Here is an 18,411-nt window from a genome sequence, read left to right on the forward strand (position 1 = left end):
CGGGCCGACGCGGTGACCCATTACGTCACCTCGCGTCCGACAGACATATGCGGGCTCCGGCATCGACTGCACGACGATGGGCCTCCGCGACCGAACCGCTTCGATATCGTTCCTCCTGCTGTTGGCCTCGGGGACCGTCTCGCTCGTCCTCGCCGGATACGCGGCGCTCGTCCTGTGGGGCGGGCTGGTGGAGGGAGCGCTCGTCGACGCGATACTTCGGCTCGCGTTCCCCGTGCTCCCGTTGTTCGTCCTCTCGGCCGTCGTCGCCGTCCTCTCGACCGTCGGCGTCGTCTACGGGCTCGCGCGGAAGGCGAGGCTCCCGCGCGGCGGACGGGCCGAGTCCGTCGCGCGGCGGGCGGAGAAGGAGTACCCCGCCCTCCGGACGCTGGGCGTCGCGGACGCCCTCTCCGAACCGGAGCCGACGCCCGAGGAGCGCCGCGCGGACGCCCTCGACGAACTGAAGCGGCGGTACGTCGCCGGCGACGTCGGCGAGGCGGAGTTCGAGCGGAAACTCGACCGACTCGTGGCGAACGACACCGTCGACGACGCCCGCGCCGAACGCGAGCGTCGGGCCGTCGTCGAGGACGAGGGTCGAAGCCGGTACTGAGGGACCGCGCGCCGGACGCCGCGGACCGAGCGGGCGCGGACCGGGACGGAACCGGAGATTTTGGACTATCGAACGTACACTTTTCTCGCGACTGCGCGAAGGCGACGTATGGAGTACACCACATTCGGGTCGACGGGCGTCACCGTCTCGGAACTCTGTCTTGGCTGTATGAGTTTCGGGACGGACTGGGACGGTTGGACCCTCGACAGAGAGGAGAGCCGCGAACTCATCGAGCGCGCAATCGACCTCGGAATCAACTTCTTCGACACGGCGAACGTCTACTCCTACGGGGAGAGCGAGGAGATTCTCGGGGACGTGCTGGCGGAGTACGACCGCGACGAGTTCGTCGTCGCCACGAAGGTGTACGGCCAGATGGACGAGGAGGACCCGAACTCCGGCGGACTCTCGCGGAAGACCATCGAGCAGGAGTTGGACAACTCGCTGGACCGACTCGGCATGGATACCGTCGACCTCTATCAGATTCACCGCTGGGACTACGACACGCCCATCGAGGGGACGATGCGAGCGCTGGACGACGCCGTGCGGCGGGGCAAGGTGCGCTCGCTCGGCGCGAGTTCGATGTGGGCCCACCAGTTCGCCGAGGCGTTACACACCGCCGACCGACTGGGGCTGGACCGCTTCGTCTCGATGCAGAACCTCTACAACCTCGCCTATCGGGAAGAAGAGCGAGAGATGTTGCCGCTCTGCGAGAAGGAAGATATCGCCGTCATGCCGTGGTCGCCGCTGGGCGCCGGCTTCCTCACCCGGCCGCACGAGGAGTTCGACGCGACGACGCGCGGCGAACACGAATCGGAGCACGACCGCGGGTACACGCGGGGCGGCGGCCCGGAGATAAACGAGCGCGTGGAGGAACTCGCGACGGAGAAGGGCGTGAAGATGGCGCAGATTGCGATGGCGTGGCAGTTCGAGAAGTTGTGGGTGACGACGCCCATCCTCGGCACCTCCAGCGTCGAACACCTCGAAGACGCCGTCGAAGCGCTGGACATCGACCTCTCGGACTCGGACGTGGAGTACCTCGAAGAGCCGTACGAACCCGTCCCCGTGAGCGGCCACGAGTAGGGCGGCGAACGGGTTCGTCCCGTCCGTGCATCTCCTGAGAGCCGGTCCACCACGGGACACGGAACGGCTTTAGGTCCGGGTCCACTCCGACCGGTATGGACTACGCAGATTCTCTCGACAGAGCGTTCGACACGCTTCCGGAGCGGAACTACGAGGAGTCGCGTCTCAACGTCCCCGACCCGGAGGGCGAGACGGACGGCGCGTTCACCCGACTGACCAACCTCGGGAACATCGCCGACGCCCTCGGGCGTGAGGCCCAGCACCTCCACCGAAACATCCAGCGCGAACTGGGGACGAACGGCCAGTTCGACGGCGACCGCGCGCGCTACAACGGGTCGTTCACCGTCGCCGACTTCGAGGCGGCCATCGACGAGTACGTCGCCGAGTACGTCACCTGTACGGAGTGCGGTCTGCCCGACACGCGCCTCGTCACCGAGGACGGCGTGGACATGCTCCGCTGTGAGGCCTGCGGTGCGTTCCGCCCCGTCCAGAAACGCGCGGCGCAGACGCAGACGAACACGGGCCCCGCCATCGAGGAGGGCGGGACGTACGAACTCGAAATCACCGGCACCGGTCGCAAGGGCGACGGCGTCGCCGAGAAGGGCAAGTACACCATCTTCGTCACCGGCGCGCGCGAGGGCGATACCGTCCGCGCGCTCATCGAACGGACCAGCGGCACGCTGGCGTTCGCCCGGAAGGTCTGAGCGGCGACGAAGCCGGTCGCCCGAACGTCGACGCGAACGCCGAGTCCGTCGAGAGCGACTCTTCGGTCGAATCTGCGGACGCACAGCTTTTTGCGCGCTCACGACCCTCTCTTCGGGTATGACGGGTCGAGTATGACGAACGAGGAGGCAGGGGTGAGAGTACGTCTGGACATCTGGCACCCCGACTGCTGGACGCTGGAGGTGACCGAAAAGGCGAACGGCGGCCTCCTCGGCCACGGCGTCCACGAGATAGACGGGTTGGCGAACGGGCGGTTCACCGCCTACGCCGATTCGACCGAGGAACTCGACGAACTGGTCGACGCCGTCCGCAGTTCCCCGCTGACCGAGTCGGTGTGGGAGACGGGCGAGTTCGACGACGAGGCGGTGCCGGGAAGCGCGACGCGCGGCATCGTCGTCCGGTACGACCTGAACAACTCCATCAACGACGCCCTCGTCTCTCGGGGGTTCATCCCCGACGAACCGGTGCGGATGCAGGACGGCCGCGAGCAGTGGACGGTGCTCGTCCACGAGTCGCGCAACACGGTCCACGAGCGGTTGGAGGCGATTCGAGCCGAGAAGGGCGCCGACGTCCGCGTCGAACTCATCACCGCGCCGAAGGGCGGTACCGGGCTGTTCCGGACGGACGCCCTCTCCGAGCGCCAACGCGAGGTGTACGAGTTGGCCCGCCGGCGGGGCTACTACGCGTGGCCCAGAGAGACCAGCGCGGCCGAACTCGCCGCGGAGGTCGGCGTCTCGAAGGCGACGCTGCTCGAACACCTGCGGAAGGCCGAGTCGAAACTGCTCGGCGGCGACTGACTCGGGTCGCGGAGGGACCCTCTCATGAGAGGGAGGGGGCATTTACCGGGTGAGAGTCCCATGCGAACATATGTCATCGGTGGACGTAAACGACGGGCGGAGCCTCTCGCGCGACATCGGTCTGTTGGGGGCCGTGAGCACGGTCGTCGCGGGAACGCTCGGCGCGGGACTGTTCGTCACGCTGGGGACGGCGAGTTCGACGACGGGGCCGAGTGTCATCCTCGTCGTCGTCGCCTCCGGCCTGCTCGCGATGTGCATCGCGCTGAACTACGGCTGGATGGCGACGATATTCCCGGCGGCCGCCGGGTCGTACGCCTACGTCTCGCGAACGTTCGACAGCCGCCTCCCCGGCTTTCTCGTCACGTGGTCGAAGTGGCTGGGGTACATGGCCGCCGACGCCGTGTTGGCGCTCGGGTTCGGGAGCTACTTGCAGGTGTTCTACCCCTCCGTCGACCCAGCCCTCGCCGGATTCGGGCTGCTGACGGTGCTCTTTCTCGTGAACCTCGTCGGCTCGAAGGGGTACAGCGTCTCGCAGAACATCATCTTCGGGTTCCTCATCCTCTCCATCCTCGTCCTCGTCGTCCCCGGACTGGCGAACGTCGATACGGCCAACTACCGGCCGTTCTTCACCGGGGGCTTCGACGGCTTCATCGCCGCGGCGGTACCCCTGTTCTACGCCTACATCGGCATCGCCGTCGCCGGGCAGATGGGCGCGGAGGTGAAGAACCCCTCGCGCAACCTCCCCCTCGCGATGGCCGGCGGGACGGCCATCCTCATCGTCCTGTACGTGCTGACCTCGGTGGTCATCTACGGCGTCGTCTCCGACTACACCGTGCTCGCGGACTCGGCCCGCCCCCTCGCCACTGCGGCGGAGGCGTTCCTCGGCGACACCGGCACGACCATCGTCGCTATCGGTGGTCTGCTGGCCACCGCCTCCTCCGTCCACGCGGTGATGGCGGCTGGCATCAAGATGCCCTACTCGTGGGCGTGGGACGAGGTGTTCCCCAAGAAGTTCTCGGAGGTGTCCGACCGCTTCGGCACGCCCCACTGGTCGCTTCTCACCCTCTACCTCGTCGCCTCCGGGCTGACGTTCTGGAGTACCGGTCTGAGTCAAGCCATCGGTATCGCCACGTTCAGCTACCTCATCGCCTATGCCGCCGTCTCGGTGACGGTGCTGTACGTCCTCTTCACGGGGTCGTCGCTCGCGGACGAGGCGGGGTTCACCCGCCCCGTCCTCCTCGGCGCCACGGGCCTCGTCGGCGCCCTCGGCGCGGGCGGCCTCCTCACGCAGGCGTATCAGGGGTCGCTGTCCATCTACGTCCCCTGGATTCTGGTCGGCATCGTCATCTTCGCCGTCTACTGGTACCGCGGACAGCAAAAGGAGGTGGACGTGGAGGCCATCCTCGCGACGCTTCCGGGCGTGCCGTCCGACGAGTACGACCCGGCGATTCGGAGGACCGGCGATGACTGACTCGAACGCCGGGAACGACCCCGCGCCGACGGTCGACCCCGACGAGACAATCGACCTGCTACAGGAACTCGTGCGCATCCCGAGCCCCTACTTCGAGGAGGCCGAGATAACGGAGTTCGTCTACGACTGGTTGGCCGAACGCGGCCACGGCCCCGAGTACCACCACGTCTCCGAACCGGACATCACCGAGTACGAGGGCGACAACGTCCTCGCGCGTCTGGAGGGGTCGGACCCGGAGGCGCCGACGCTCCTCCTCAACGCTCACGTGGACACGGTGAAACTCGTCGAAGACTGGGAGGAGGACCCCTGCTCGGGGCGCGTCGAGGATGGCAAACTGTACGGGCAGGGCGCCTGCGACATGAAGGGCGGCCTCGCGGCGGTGATGACGGCGTTCGACGCCCTCTCCAAACGCGAACTCGCGGGCGACGTGCTCCTCACCGCCGTCGTCGACGAGGAGGGGCCGTACGGCCTCGGCACGGACAGACTGATTCGGGACGGCTACACCGACGACTGCGACGCCGCCGTCGTCACCGAACCCGGCCCCATCCTCGCGCAGTCGGAGATAGAGAACCCCGCGCTCCTCCTCGGCGCGCGCGGGCGGGTGTTCTACGACATCGAGGTTCGCGGGAAAGCGGCCCACGGCTCTCAACCCGAGAAGGGCGTCAACGCCGTCGTCGACGCCGGGCGACTCGCCGCCGCCTTAGACGACTTGGAGACGGGCGACCACCCGAAACTCGGGTCGGGGTCGGTCTGTCCGCTGAAAATCGAGGGCGGGAGCCAGACGCTGTCGGTGCCCGAGCGCGCCCGCCTGATGGTCGACCGACACGTCGTCGTCGGGGAGACGAAGGAGACGGCCCGCGCGGACGCCGAACGCGTCGTCGACGAACTGGAGTTAGAGAGCGAGGTGGGTATCGGATTCAGAGAGGCGCCCGACCCGGGTATCGTCTACGGGCCGTACGTCACCGACGAGGACCACCCGCTGGTGACCTCGCTGTCGGAGGCGGCGCGGTCCGTCTGCGGCGTCGACCCCGCCTACGGCTACTTCTCCAGCGTCGGCGACTTCAACTACCTCGGGGACCGCGCGGACCTGCCGACCGTCATTCTCGGCCCCGACGGCGAGAACATCCACGGGGCGGGCGAGTTCGTCTACACCGACGAGGTGGTCGAAGTGGCCGACATCGTGGCCGATGCGGCGGTTCGGTTCTGCGGCTGAACGGTCGGAGGCGGCCGCTCAGTCCTCGTCCTCGTTCAGCGGGTCCGCTAACGCTTCTTCGATGTCGACGTCGCCGGAGAGCATCTCGAAGGTGACGCCGTGGGTGGCCTCCTCTTCGAGGGCGGCGAGGAGCGTCCGCGCCACGTCGACGCGGGGCACGTCGCCGTCCCGCCGGTCGATGCTCTCGCCCGTCCGAATCCGGCCGGTTCCCTCCTCGTTGGTCAGGGCGCCCGGCCGGACGATGGTATACGTCAGGTCGCTCTCGCGGAGGCGTTCGTCCGCCTCGGCCTTCGCCCGCAGGTACTCTCTGAGCGCCTCCGGGGAGTCCTCGGGCGCGTCGGCGTTCATCGCGCTGAGCATGACGAACCGGTCGACGCCGGCCGACTCGCACGCCTCCATCAGGTTCACCGCGCCGTCGCGGTCGACGCCCCACACGTCGTCGCCGCCGGACCCCGCAGCGAAGATAACGGCGTCGACGCCTTCGACGGCGCGGGAGACGTCTTCGGGGTCGGTGAGGTCCGCGTGGGCCGCTTCGATACCGAGGTCCTCGATGTCGGACATCTGGTCCTCCGCGCGAACCATCCCGACGCCGTTGTGGTCGCTCTCGCCGAGGAGTTCCGAGGCGTGCTGTCCGACCTGCCCGTGAGCACCGGCTAGGAGTACGTGCATCGTGTTCGGCCACGTTCGGTCGGCGCGGGCAAGACGCTGTCGCCCCCGAAAGCGCGGGACCGCCCGCCGGGGGACCAGTACCGTTCGCTGAAAAACATCTATTTGGTGTGACGCGAAACATCCGAGTGCCATGTCAACAAGAAACGCACTAAGGGCGGAGGTGCTGGGCAGAGACGTGTCGTTCGACTACTCCGAGGGATGGGTCGCCTACTCCATCCTCACGCTTCGGTTGGCGATGGGGTGGGTGCTGTTCCAGGGCGGTATCGTGAAGGTGCTCGACCCCTCGTGGACCGCCGCCGGATTCCTGTTGAACGGCGTCCCCGAGGGGAACCCGCTCGGCGGGTTCTGGGCGATGTTGGCGAACCAGTACATCGGCGTCATCGACCCGCTGAACGCGTGGGGACTGACGCTGACGGGACTGGCGCTGATGCTGGGCGCCGCCGTCAGGTGGTCGGCGTTCTGGGGCGCGGTGATGATGCTGTTCTACTGGGCCGCCGCGCTGACCGGCGGGCCGATGCAGGGACTGCCCGTCGCACACGGGTGGGTCGTCGACGACCACCTCGTCTACGCCCTCCTGTTGTTCGGCCTCGGCGCGTGGGGTGCGGGTCGCATCCTCGGCGTCGACGCCTTCCTCGAACGGACCGAGTTCGTGCAGAACAACCGCTGGCTCAGGTACGTTCTCGGGTGAGGGCGCCGGGGGCGACCGAAACTATACGTTCCCGGTCGTTCGCTGAACGCGTATGCGAGTAGCGCGCATCCGAACGGCCGACGGGAGCATCGAGACGGGCGAGTACGAGGACGGCGTCGTCACCGTCGACGGCGACACGTATTCCGTCGACTACGAGGCGAACGGAGACCGCGAGAGAACGGGAGAGACCGCTGCCGAGGCGACGCTGCTCGCGCCCTGCGAGCCGTCGGCGTTCTACTGCGTCGGCCGGAACTACGCGGCGACGGTCGACCAGATGAACTACGAGGTGCCCGACGAACCCGACTGGTTCATCAAACCGCCGACATCGCTTCTCGACCCCGGCGCCGACGTCGTCTACCCCTCGTGGTGCGACCGACTGACGTACGCCGGCGAGTTGGCCGCCGTCGTGGACGAGACGTGTCACGACCTGTCGGTCGGGGAGGTAGACGAGGCGGTCCGCGGCTACACGATACTGAACGACCTCGACGCCATCGACCAACCGAAGCGGACGGCCAGAAAGGCGTTCGACGGGTCCGCACCGCTCGGGCCGTGGATAGAGACGGACGTCGACCCGACCGACCTCGACATGACGACGCACGTCGGCGGGGAACTGCGGCAGGAGGCGAACACGGGCGAGATGCTGTTCGGCCCGCGCGAAATCGTCTCGTTTCTCTCCGAGCGGTACACGTTCCGCCCGGGCGACGTGATAGCCTTCGGGAGTCCGGCGAACCCCGGCGACGTGGAACCCGGCGACGACGTAGAGATGTGGTACGAGGGAATCGGGACGCTCCGAAACCGGGTGGTCACACCGGAGTGAACGTCCCGCGCAGCGGAACCGCGCGAACGTACTTCACGAACTTTTATTATCTATCCCGAAGAGATGAGAGGTAACTCATGTCGGTCGTACCCGTACGCGCGTAACTCTCCTCGAAGGGCGAACAGACGGACGACCGACCCGCGACACCTCCCGAACACGTGAGCACGAACACCCGCACGACGACCGAATCGCAGACGACCGCCACCCGACCGACGCCGACGGACGCCCGTTCGGCCGACCCCGCGTCCGCCGACGCGACGCCGGAGACGACCGACGACGCCGCCTCGTGGGTCGCCCGCTGTCAACGGCAGTTCGACGGGAGCGACAGGGACCGCCTCCGCAACCTCGCGGACGCGGAGAACGAGGCGATGCCGTAGCCGTCTGGTTCCCCACGCACCGACGGCCTCTCGGAACGCTCTTGCCGGTGGGTCCGATATCGCCGCACGGCCGATGACGAGGCCACCGTTCCGAGTCGGGGTGGCACCCGACGGTGACGAACCCTATGAGTGCCGAGGCCGACTTTCCGTGCGGAGGCCCTTGTTGAATCCTCTGCTGGTCACAGTTTGTCAAGAGCGTGCTGAATACAGAGCGCGAGTCGGCCTGGACGCGAGTCCATCTGACGAGTTCCGTGGCTCACCCGTGAATCTCGATGACTCGTCGACCGTGAGCCACCGCTGTAGGAGACGACCTGTTCTGGAGACATAACGTCCGATACCGCGCCACAGAACGCACAGGAACTCGTCTCCAGACCAGTCGAACGTTCGGACGACAATCTTCATACTGTCTGCTACCTTTTAAATCGATTATGGAAATAGACGACTTCGTTGGCCTTACCCGGCGGTGGCCGGTTCTCGACGGGTTGCGAGACGGCCCACTCGACAGGCGAGAGCTTCAGGAAGCAGTCGGCGTTTCGCGGCCAACGATCCACCGCCAGCTTCGAGCACTCAGGGACAGTGGGCTGGTGGCGAAACAGAACGGAACCTTCAGCCTCACGCCAGTCGGTGAGCTCGCAGCTGCCGAGTTCGCCCGGACGTTCGATGCTATGGATACGGTCTCGGCACTGAGCCACGTCACCCCGTGGCTTCCACTCGCGGAGTTCGGCTTCGAGTTCGACAGGCTCGGAGACGCAGAAATAGCGCTACCACGTCCGAACGACCCGTTCGCGCCGACCAGACGGATGTTACAGACCATCCACGGGGCCGACCACATCCGTATGCTCACGTACACGTTCCTGCCCGAGGGCGACCCGGCTGCCAGACAGTGCTTCGTTGACGAGGGACAGCACTTCGAGGGAGTCTTGGATTCGACACTCGTCCGCTCGCTCCTCAACGACCCGGCATCGAGGACTCACCTTCGAGACCTCCTCACCCGAGGGGCCCGCATCGCCATTGCCTCCCAACCCGTACCCCTCATCTTGACCATCGCCGACGAGTGGGTCATCATCGGAGCCGTCGACGAGAGTGGGAGTCCCCGGGGGCTGATTGTGACCGACAACGACGTGGTTCGGACGTGGGCCGAAGAGACAGTCACCGCCTACCACGCCGGAGCCGAGCAGCTCACACCGAGCGCTATCGACATCGGAACGGTGGCGACCGATGGTGGTGAGTGACCAGCGAACCACCCGAACTCATGCCACCCGCTCGGGAAGTGGACCCAGAAACTCGAAGCCGTATCGCTCGCCGATAGCGAACACCGACTGGAGTATCTCCTCTGTGGGCTCGACGGGTTCGGGGAGCGACCGGTCCTCGGTCGGTTGCCCGACCTCCCTGAAGAAGTCCTCTGCACCGCCGGGTGTCATGACGGCGATGACACGACAGACTTCGTCGCCCTCGTTGGCGAAGCCGTGGACCTCGCCGCCGGGGACGTAGCCGGACGCTCCCGGGCCGAGCATCCGGTCGCGCCCATCGACGTGGAGTCGCGCCTCGCCCTCGATGACGTGGAAGACTTCGCTCGGTTCGTGGGTGTGAAGCCCGTTCTCGAACATCGGCGGGACCAGCATGTCGAGCACGAGGTACTCACCGTTCGTTGTCTCGGCGTCCGCGGTGATGGACAGGGTCGCACCGAGGACGTGGTAGTGTTCTGATTCGGTTCGGCTATCGGGTTCGGGAGTGTAGTTCGACATCGTATTCTCTGACGAGGGGGAACGCAGGGGCCGCGTTAGGACGGTGTACCCGCCCGCTTCGTCGACTGTACCGAGACTCCGAGGTGAATTGTAGTTACCCGCTGAGACTCTCTCACCCGACGAGACACAGCCTTCCTATCGACGCAAAGTTACTCCCACGAGCGGTAACCTGTAATGAGCAGCGCAGTCACGTTCGGTCCAGAAGCGAGCCGATACCGCTGTGTCCGTCTGCTGAATACACGCTCTGTACTCAGCACGCGTTTCTGTCACGACTCAAGGATTTCGACAGAGCTTGTGCGGACGTACTCGCGACCGGACCGAGACCCCGAAATCGACTCCGACGGTCAGTCGTCGGTCGTCGCCGGCGACTGACGACCGGACCCGGCCGTCCCCTCGTTCCGCCCGCCGAGGAGCGTCGTCGCGAACAGGACGAGCGGCGAGAGGAACGCGAAGAAGTAGTACGGGGCGTACGCGAGCGTTCCCACGCCGAAGACGGCGGACATGTAGACGGCGCCGGCGTGCCACGGGAAGAGCGCGCCCGTCGGGGTGCCCGCGGACTCGATGGCCCGCGAGAGGTCCTCGCCCGCCAGTCCGTACTCGTCGTAGAGGTTCCGGAGGGTGAGTCCGGGAACGACGATGCTCATGTACTGCTGGGCGGAGAACGCGTTGACGAGGATGGCCGAGGCGCCGGTCCCGATGACCAGACTGCGCGGACCGCGGACGGCCGACGCGAACGAGTGAGCGAGCACCGCGAGGACGCCGGTCCGTTCGAGGAGTCCGCCGAGCGCAAGCGCCGCGACGACAATGGAGATGGTCCAGGCCGACCCGGAGAGACCGCCGCTGGCCAGCAGGTCGTTCACGAGCGTCACGCCCGTTTCGGGGGCCGTCCCGTCAAGGAAGACCCCCCAGGCGGCGGTGAACGAGCGACCCTGGACGAGAATCGTCGCGAAGGTGCCGGCGAAGACGCCGGCGACGAGCGTCGGGAGCGCGGAGACGCCGTAGAGCGCCAGTCCGAAGGTGACGACGAGCGGAAGGAGGACCAGCGCAGAGAGGTCGTAGGTGCCGGCCAGCGCGCCCTGAATCTCGGCGACGCGGCCGGCGGGAATCGCGCCGCCGGAGCGCAGCCCCAGAACCGCGTAGAGCAGGACCGAGAGGCCGAAGGCCAGAACCGTCCCGTTGCGCATCGCGCGGATGTGGTCGTAGAGGTCGACGTTCGTCACGGCTGCCGCGAGGTTCGTCGTGTCCGACAGCGGCGACTGCTTGTCGCCCGCGTAGGCGCCCGAGAGGACGGCGCCGGCGGTCATCGGTTCGGGGACGCCGAGACCCGCGCCGATGCCGATGAACGCGACGCCGAGCGTTCCGGCCGTCGTCCACGACGACCCGATGGCGAAAGCCACGGCCATCGCGAGCAGCGCCGTCGCCGGCAGGAAGACGTCCGGCGTCAACACCGCGAGCCCGTAGTACATGAGTCCGGGAATCGTCCCGGCGCTAATCCAGGTGGCGATGAGCGCGTAGATGACGAACAGGATGAGGATGGCCTGCAAGCCCATCAACAGGCTGTCCGCGAGGCCCTCGTAGAGGTCGTCCCACGAGTAGCCGAGCCAGTACGTCCCCACCGCACCGGTCAAAACGATACTCCAGAGCAGCGGGCCGTGCGGGGCCAACTTCAGGTATCCGGACCCGACGCCGAGGAACAGAACGATTCCGAGGACGGGAACCAGCGCCTGCAGGAGGCTCGGCCGCCGGTCCGCCGGGATGTCCTCGTACGTCAGCGGTTCGAGGTTCAAGGAAGGCACGTGTGCCCCACGGTAATAACTGCGGAGTATTAAGTTAGGCTATTTTATTCCCGTAGGGTATCAGAATTGGTACCGTTACTCGCGGTAACAATAAACGGAGACCGTTTCGGCGAGGTCCGTTCGGACGAGAGCGAGTCGCGAGCGCCGCAGTCAGAACCGAGTACGAACGCAATCGGAACGGCCTACTCGTCGTCGGTCTTGCCGGGCCACGTCACCGACCCCAGGAACGAGACGCCGGTCCGCTCCGCCGCCCGGGAGATCATGTGTGCGCCGGTCGGCACCGTCAGGAACAGGAAGACGATACCGACCAGCGACGAGAGGCCGGCGCCCCCGGGACCGAAGTACGCGAACCCGGCCAGAAAGATCGCGACCGTTCCGATAGTCGCTGGCTTGCTCGTCGCGTGCATCCGATTGTACACGTTCGGAAGCCGCAGCAGGCCGATCGTTCCGACCGTGAGGAAGAACGACCCGACGACGACCAAAGCGACGACCGCCCACATCTGTACCGTCTCCAGTGCGACCATCAGCGGTCACCTCCGGCGACCTGCTGGCTCGTCGGGACGATTCCGTCGGGTCGATGTCGGTGAGTCATGTCGTGTTCACTCCTGTGTGACGATGATGTCGCCTTCGGTGACGAACTTCGCGACCGCGACCGTCGAGAGGAACGCGATGATGGCGAGGACGAGGCTGACGGTCACGAAGAGACCCCGTCCGGTCTTGATGGCGAACAGGACGGCGATGGCGACGATGTTCGTCGCGATGGCGTCCAGCGCGACCACGCGGTCGGGGACCGTCGGCCCCCGGACCGCGCGGTAGCCGCAGAACAGGTTCAAAAGCGACACGAGGACGATGGCGGCGTCGACGACCGGCACGATCGCTCCCTCAGCGGTCATCGTTCTCACCTCCCGCGTCTCCCTCGGTCGACGGGTCGGGTTCCGCCTCGACCCCCTCGTGGGCCTCGGAGACGGCCTGTTCGAGCACGGGGTGCGTCTGGTCGGGCGGGTAGACGGCGAAGTCCGGTGCGGGGTCGCCCGCCGAGAGCTCCTCGTCGAAGATGGAGAGCGCGTAGTCCTCCCAGTCGCGGATCGGTTCGACGATCTCTTCGGGAGACCGCCCGTCGATGACGTGGATGTACAGCGCGTTCTCCGTCGAATCGTAGTCGAGCGTGAGCGAGCCGGGTGTCATCGTGATGCTGTTCGCGATCGTGGTCACGCCGAGTTCGGTCTGGACTCGCAGCGGGATGAGAATCACTTCCGGTTCGATGGGGTTGGAGGGGGCGAGCACGCGGTACGTGACGTCGAGGCTGGCGACGACCGCCTCCCTGATGAACGCCAGAAGGTACAGCACCGCGTACGGGACGCCGCGAGCCGACCGACGGAGGTCGACCGTGTCCGCGTACAGGCGCCGGAAGACGTAGGCCATGGGAAGTCCGACGGCGAGGCCGACCAGCAGCGCTCCGAGGAGGGGGGCGGGGGCGATCGGCGGCCCCTGGACGAACACCCACAGGACGCCGAAGAAGGTGCCGATGACCGGCCAACTGCGGGTCATTCGCCGCCACCCCCGCCGAGACCCACGGCGTCGACGTAGGCCTCGCTGTCGACGGCGGCGTTCGCCGCCGTCTCGGCGAACCGGTACACCGGGTCGAACCCCACGCCGACGAGGACGACGACCGCCGCGAGTGCGACGACGATCGCGATCTGTCCCGAGTCGGCGGCGGCGACCTCGACGGCCGGCGTCTTGGGGCCCCAGAAGCCGCCGACCCACACCCGCGTCGTGTATAGGATGGTGAGCACGGCGCCGACGAGCGACGCGACCAACGCGAGCGCGGACAGCGCGCCGGGACCGAAGCCGAGCCCCCGAACCGCCGCGTCGAAGGTGAGGAACTTTCCGAAGAATCCGATCAGCGGCGGGATGCCGACCAACGAGAGGAGGCCGACGAGGACGGCCCCCGCGAGCATCGGCGAACGACTCGCGAGGCCGCCGAGGTTTCGCAGGTCGTCCGTTCCGACCGCGTCCTTGACCACGGCCGCCGAGAGGAAGAGGAGCCCCTTCGTGAGCGCGTGGTGGAACGCGTACACCAACGCGGCCGCGATGGCGACCCGGCGGAGCGTCCCCGTGGGGCCGGCGGCCGCGGCGACGGCGATGGGGAGGGCGATGAAGCCGACCTGACCGATGCTCGAGTACGCGAACACGCCCTCCAGTCGGTTCTGACCGACGGCGCCGAACGCGCCGACGGCGATGCTCGCTATCGCCATCGCCCCCAGCACCGGCGCGAGGAAGGCGAGCGGCGACGCGCCGGGGATACCGGGCACGTCGGCCGAGACGGAGCCGGCGGCGAAGACGGTGAAGTACAGTCGGAGCACCGCGTACATGCCCACCTTCTTCGTGACCCCGGCGAACATCGCCGTGATGGGCGGCGGGGCGGTGGTGTACGCGGCCGGCACCCAGAACTGGAAGGGGACGAGCCCCGCCTTCAGCGCGAACACCGCGAGCAGCAGGGCCGACAGGCCGACGACCGGCGCGGGGTCGACGCCGTACGCGGCGGGGTCGGCCAGCCGCCGGGCCATATCGGCCATGTTGAGCGTCCCCGTCGCGGCGTACAGGCCGCCGACGGCCACGAGCATGAGCGCGCTTCCGAAGACGTTCATCGTCAGGTAGCGGAACGACGCCGCGGTGGCGAGTTCGGTGCCGTAGAAGGCGACGAACACGTAGCTGACGATCAGCATCACCTCGAACCAGACGAACAGGTTGAACAGGTCGCCCGTGAGGAACGCGCCGGACACCCCCACCAAGAGCAGGTGGAAGAGGGGGTGGTAGTAGACGCGCTGGTTCTCGGCGATCATGTACCGAATCGAGAACAGCATCGACACGAGTCCGAGGCTCGCGGCGATAATCAGCATGAACGCCGAGAGCCCGTCGAGGACGAGCGTGATTCCGAACGGCGCGGGCCAGTTGCCCACCTGATAGACCGCGACGCCGGGGGCCGCCGGTCCGAGGACGACCGTCCAGACGGAGCCGGCGACCGCCGCGACGTACCCGACGACGCCGGCGACGCTCGCCGCGACCTGAACCCGGGGCCACGCGCGGAGCACGAGCGTGAGCACGGTGGTCACGAGCGCGGCCAACAGCGGCGCGATGACGTGCCAACTCATCCTGTCCACTCCGTGACGTCCATGGTTTCGTTCTCCTCGTAGGCGCGGTACGACAGGACGAGCGCCAGCGCGGTCGTCCCGAAGCTGATGACGATGGCGGTCAGGACGAGCGCCTGCACCACCGGGTCCGCGACCTCGGGGACCTCTCCGCCGTGGTGGCCGAGAACCGGCACGAGGTCGCCGGTCCCCTCCTCGACGCCCCCCATCGCGATCAGGTAGACGAACGTGCCCTGAGAGAGGGCGGCGATTCCCAGAACGACCCGTATCAGGTCCCGCCGCAACAGCAGGAACGTCCCGACGGCGAACAACCCGCCGACCACGACGGCCAAGGCGACGCTCATCGGTCGTCACCCCCGCGTCGGACGCGGACGGACGGCGCCCCGCTTGTCCGAATCATTCGGCGCTCACCACCGAGACGACCGTCAGGACGCTGCCGACGACGACGAGGTACACGCCTAAGTCGAACACGAGTGCGCTGGCGAGTTCGATGTCGTGATAGATGGGGATGCCGCCGAGGTGGACGTACGTCTGCGTCAGGAACGGGTCGCCGACGACGATTCCGGCGACGCCGCTCCCGAGGACGACCGCCAGACCCAGGATCAACGCGCGGCGGTAGGCGGTGACCGTGCGGTGGTCGTACACGCTGGCTCCGGGGTCGACCTCCCTGTCGAGCACCTCCGACTCCAGGTACTCGAGGTCGTAGGCGACGTAGATGAGCACGAACGCCGTCGTGGTGAGGACGCCGCCGATGAACCCACCGCCGGGGAGGTTGTGGCCCTGGAGGAACAGCCATATCGAGAGGACGAGCACGATGGGGACGGTCACGCGGGCCGTCGTCTGCATGATTCTCGTCGTCACGACGAATCGTCCCCCTCGAAGACCGGGTCGGCGTCGCGGTCGGCCACGGACTCCCCGCGCGCTCGCATCATCACGAGCACGAGGATGGCGATGGCGGCGGTCGCGACGACCATCAGTTCGCCCAGCGTGTCGAACGCCCGGAAGTCCACGAGAATGACGTTGACGATGTTCGCGCCGCCGCCGCCCGGCACCGCCTGTTCCGTGTAGTACGTGGCGAGGTCCGTCGGGTCGGCGCCGGGGGCGGGGGCGGTCAGGAGGACGGACGCGAACGCCATCGCCCCCACTAGAACTGACACGCCCGCGTCGCGGGCGAGTACGAACCGGCGGACGTCCGAGTAGAAGGACGGCAACCGCTGGAGGACGAGCAGGAATATCAGGAGTACGAGCGTCTCGACGACCAGTTGCGTGAGCGCGAGGTCCGGCGCGCTCGCGAGGATGAAGAAAATCGAAATCATGAATCCGAGGATGGACAGCGTGAGAACGCCGACGAGGTGGGAGGGGGCGGCAGGAACCGCCAGGGCGGCGAGGAGGGCCGTCACCAACACGACGGCGACCGCCGTCGGCACGCCGAGCCCGTCGATTCCGAGCGCCGCTCCGGTCGTGGCGAAGCCGGCCAGCGCGAGCAGACTCCCGGTCGCCGCCACCCACGTCAGGTACGTCCGCAGGACGCCCGTGTGGACGAGCGGACCGAACCGGGCGCTCGTCGCCTCCGCCGTCGAGACGGCCCAGTCGTACCAGCCGCGGGGGCGCACGGGGACCGGAGCGTCGACACCGCGTTCGATGACCGCTCCGAGGCGCCCCTCGAACGGGTACGCGGCGGCCCCGCCCAGGATGGCGACGGCGGACATCGCGACCGGGGGCGTGAGATGGGTCGGCAGCCCGATTTTGAGGTCCGCCTCGCCGACCGCGGTGGCGTCGATGGCTCCTTGGACGATGACGTCGACCGCCAACTGCGGCGAGACGCTGACGACGGCCGCTGCGGCGGCCAACACGGCGGGCGGCGCCACCAGCGCGACGGGGGGCCGGTGAATCTCCGCCTTCGGTGCCCGGCGCTCGCCAACGAACATCGCGAGGAACTTCAGCGAGTAGACGACGGTGAACACGCTCGCGACCGTCGCCACGGCGGGGTACAGCCAGGCGAGACCCCCGGCTTCGTGGGCCACTTCGTACGCCGCCTCGAACAGCAGCTCCTTCGAGTAGAATCCGTTGAACGGGGGGATTCCGGCCATACTTAGCGCGGCGATTCCGGCGACGACGGCCGTCACCGGGAGGTCCCGCCAGAGTCCCCCGAGGTCGTCAAGGTCGCGGCTGCCGGCCTCGTGGGCGACGATGCCCGCGACGAGGAACAGCGGCGCCTTGAACAGCGCGTGGTTGAGCAGGTGGAACGCGCCCGCCTCGCCGCCGTAGACGACGTCGAACCCGAAGCCGGCGACCATCAGCCCCAGGTGGCTCGCCGTCGAGTAGGCGAGAAGCTCCTTGATGTCGGTCGAGATTACCGCCAACAGCGCCCCGACCGTCATCGTCAGAAGCCCGAGCGTCGCGACGAGAAGCACCCACTCGGGGCTCATCAGTAGGGGGCGCAGGCGGCCGACGAAGTAGACGCCCACCTTGACCATCGTCGCCGAGTGGAGGAAGGCCGAAACGGGCGTCGGCGCGACCATCGCGTTCGGGAGCCAGAAGTGCAGCGGAACCTGCGCGGACTTGGCGGCCGCGGCGACGACGACGAGGACGAGCGCCGGAACGAACAGCCCCGACTCGCGCAGGGCGGCGCGCATCGCCTCCTCGTTCGCGAGCATCGCGGTCAGGTCGAAGGTCACGCCGCCGAGTGCGCCCCGCGCCGCCACCGAAAGCGCGAGCAGACCGGCGAGCAGACACAGGCCGCCGCCGACGGTCACGAGCATGGCCATCCGCGCCGAGTACCGCGACTCGGCGTCGTCGGTGTGGTGACCGATGAGCAGGAACGAGCAGACGCTCGTCAGCTCCCAGAACAGGAATATCAACACGAGGTCGGATGCGAGCGCGACGCCGAGTATCGACCCCATGAACGCGAGCAGGGCCGCGTAGTAGCGCGCCAGACCCTCCTCGCCGCGCATGTACCGCGCCGAGTAGACGAACACGAGAACGCCGATACCGCTGGCCAGGAGCGCGAACAGCAATCCCCAGCCGTCGACGGTGAACTGGATACCCACGTCGAGGGCGGGAATCCACGACGCCCTGACGGTGCCGTAGCTGTCGGCCTGCGTCAGCAGAAGCCCGAAACTCGCCGCCGCGACGAGGGCTCCCGCGTAGCCGGTCCGTTCACCGAGGGCGCGGTGGAGAAGCGGTGAGAGGACCGCGGCGACGAAGGGAAGCGTGACGATAGCCGTAACGACTGTGAGATCTGGTGCCATCGATGTTCGTCGGTATCGGCCGAAACTC

20 protein-coding genes are annotated in these 18,411 nt (G+C 67.5%); 10 read left to right on the plus strand and 10 right to left on the minus strand.

Annotation, left to right across the window (positions count from 1 at the left end; genetic code table 11):
• Window positions 1-76: 76 nt before the first annotated feature.
• From NDI76_RS13425 to NDI76_RS13450, 6 genes are all read left to right on the plus strand, one after another.
• Complete coding sequence (locus NDI76_RS13425; RefSeq protein WP_310924593.1) at window positions 77-607, plus strand: SHOCT domain-containing protein; 531 nt, start codon at window positions 77-79, stop codon at window positions 605-607.
• A 108-nt stretch (window positions 608-715) separates the two neighbouring features.
• A complete protein-coding gene (locus NDI76_RS13430; RefSeq protein ID WP_310924594.1) occupies window positions 716-1,687 on the plus strand; it encodes an aldo/keto reductase in 972 nt (323 codons plus the stop codon).
• Between the two features lie 95 nt (window positions 1,688-1,782).
• Window positions 1,783-2,391, plus strand: coding sequence for a translation initiation factor IF-2 subunit beta (locus NDI76_RS13435; RefSeq protein ID WP_310924595.1), 609 nt, complete (start codon window positions 1,783-1,785; stop codon window positions 2,389-2,391).
• A gap of 132 nt (window positions 2,392-2,523) precedes the next feature.
• Complete coding sequence (locus tag NDI76_RS13440; protein WP_310924596.1) at window positions 2,524-3,207, plus strand: helix-turn-helix domain-containing protein; 684 nt, start codon at window positions 2,524-2,526, stop codon at window positions 3,205-3,207.
• Between the two features lie 70 nt (window positions 3,208-3,277).
• Window positions 3,278-4,678: an APC family permease gene (locus NDI76_RS13445; protein ID WP_310924597.1), complete on the plus strand. Its 1,401-nt coding sequence runs from the start codon at window positions 3,278-3,280 to the stop codon at window positions 4,676-4,678.
• Entirely contained in the window at window positions 4,671-5,891 is a 1,221-nt protein-coding gene (locus NDI76_RS13450; RefSeq protein WP_310924598.1) for a M20 family metallopeptidase, read from the plus strand. The genes NDI76_RS13445 and NDI76_RS13450 overlap by 8 nt, the downstream gene beginning before the upstream one ends.
• Window positions 5,892-5,909: 18 nt before the next feature.
• Here NDI76_RS13450 and NDI76_RS13455 read toward each other — a convergent pair whose 3' ends face one another.
• Entirely contained in the window at window positions 5,910-6,560 is a 651-nt protein-coding gene (locus NDI76_RS13455) for an SDR family oxidoreductase (RefSeq protein ID WP_310924599.1), read from the minus strand.
• A gap of 130 nt (window positions 6,561-6,690) precedes the next feature.
• Between NDI76_RS13455 and NDI76_RS13460 the strand changes: the two genes are divergently transcribed.
• The 4 genes from NDI76_RS13460 to NDI76_RS13475 all read left to right on the plus strand — a co-directional run bounded on the left by NDI76_RS13460 (window position 6,691) and on the right by NDI76_RS13475 (window position 9,674).
• Window positions 6,691-7,248, plus strand: a complete 558-nt coding sequence (locus NDI76_RS13460) for a DoxX family protein (RefSeq protein ID WP_425498366.1) — start codon at window positions 6,691-6,693, stop codon at window positions 7,246-7,248.
• Between the two features lie 52 nt (window positions 7,249-7,300).
• Window positions 7,301-8,065, plus strand: coding sequence for a fumarylacetoacetate hydrolase family protein (locus NDI76_RS13465; RefSeq protein WP_310924600.1), 765 nt, complete (start codon window positions 7,301-7,303; stop codon window positions 8,063-8,065).
• Between the two features lie 158 nt (window positions 8,066-8,223).
• Window positions 8,224-8,442, plus strand: coding sequence for a hypothetical protein (locus tag NDI76_RS13470; RefSeq protein WP_310924601.1), 219 nt, complete (start codon window positions 8,224-8,226; stop codon window positions 8,440-8,442).
• Window positions 8,443-8,870: 428 nt separating this feature from the next.
• Window positions 8,871-9,674, plus strand: coding sequence for a helix-turn-helix transcriptional regulator (locus NDI76_RS13475; protein ID WP_310924602.1), 804 nt, complete (start codon window positions 8,871-8,873; stop codon window positions 9,672-9,674).
• A gap of 18 nt (window positions 9,675-9,692) precedes the next feature.
• Here NDI76_RS13475 and NDI76_RS13480 read toward each other — a convergent pair whose 3' ends face one another.
• The 9 genes from NDI76_RS13480 to mbhE all read right to left on the minus strand — a co-directional run bounded on the left by NDI76_RS13480 (window position 9,693) and on the right by mbhE (window position 18,383).
• The gene (locus tag NDI76_RS13480) at window positions 9,693-10,187 is read right to left on the minus strand and encodes a cupin domain-containing protein (protein ID WP_310924603.1); all 495 of its coding nucleotides are present in this window, start codon (window positions 10,185-10,187) and stop codon (window positions 9,693-9,695) included.
• Window positions 10,188-10,531: 344 nt separating this feature from the next.
• Window positions 10,532-11,983: an arginine/ornithine antiporter ArcD gene (gene arcD / locus NDI76_RS13485; RefSeq protein WP_310924604.1), complete on the minus strand. Its 1,452-nt coding sequence runs from the start codon at window positions 11,981-11,983 to the stop codon at window positions 10,532-10,534.
• Window positions 11,984-12,165: 182 nt separating this feature from the next.
• The gene (gene mnhG, locus NDI76_RS13490; RefSeq protein WP_310924605.1) at window positions 12,166-12,507 is read right to left on the minus strand and encodes a monovalent cation/H(+) antiporter subunit G; all 342 of its coding nucleotides are present in this window, start codon (window positions 12,505-12,507) and stop codon (window positions 12,166-12,168) included.
• 75 nt (window positions 12,508-12,582) lie between these two features.
• Entirely contained in the window at window positions 12,583-12,876 is a 294-nt protein-coding gene (locus NDI76_RS13495) for an MrpF/PhaF family protein (RefSeq protein ID WP_310924606.1), read from the minus strand.
• The gene (locus NDI76_RS13500; RefSeq protein WP_310924607.1) at window positions 12,866-13,531 is read right to left on the minus strand and encodes a Na+/H+ antiporter subunit E; all 666 of its coding nucleotides are present in this window, start codon (window positions 13,529-13,531) and stop codon (window positions 12,866-12,868) included. Before NDI76_RS13500 ends, NDI76_RS13495 begins: the two co-directional genes overlap by 11 nt.
• Complete coding sequence (locus NDI76_RS13505) at window positions 13,528-15,135, minus strand: complex I subunit 5 family protein (protein WP_310924608.1); 1,608 nt, start codon at window positions 15,133-15,135, stop codon at window positions 13,528-13,530. Before NDI76_RS13505 ends, NDI76_RS13500 begins: the two co-directional genes overlap by 4 nt.
• Entirely contained in the window at window positions 15,132-15,476 is a 345-nt protein-coding gene (locus NDI76_RS13510; protein ID WP_310924609.1) for a sodium:proton antiporter, read from the minus strand. Before NDI76_RS13510 ends, NDI76_RS13505 begins: the two co-directional genes overlap by 4 nt.
• A gap of 52 nt (window positions 15,477-15,528) precedes the next feature.
• Window positions 15,529-15,993: an MnhB domain-containing protein gene (locus tag NDI76_RS13515; protein WP_310924610.1), complete on the minus strand. Its 465-nt coding sequence runs from the start codon at window positions 15,991-15,993 to the stop codon at window positions 15,529-15,531.
• Entirely contained in the window at window positions 15,990-18,383 is a 2,394-nt protein-coding gene (gene mbhE, locus NDI76_RS13520; RefSeq protein ID WP_310924611.1) for a hydrogen gas-evolving membrane-bound hydrogenase subunit E, read from the minus strand. Before mbhE ends, NDI76_RS13515 begins: the two co-directional genes overlap by 4 nt.
• Window positions 18,384-18,411 lie beyond the last annotated feature (28 nt).

It is taken from the genome of Halogeometricum sp. S1BR25-6 (genome assembly GCF_031624495.1).
Taxonomy (GTDB): Archaea; Halobacteriota; Halobacteria; order Halobacteriales; family Haloferacaceae; genus Halogeometricum; species Halogeometricum salsisoli.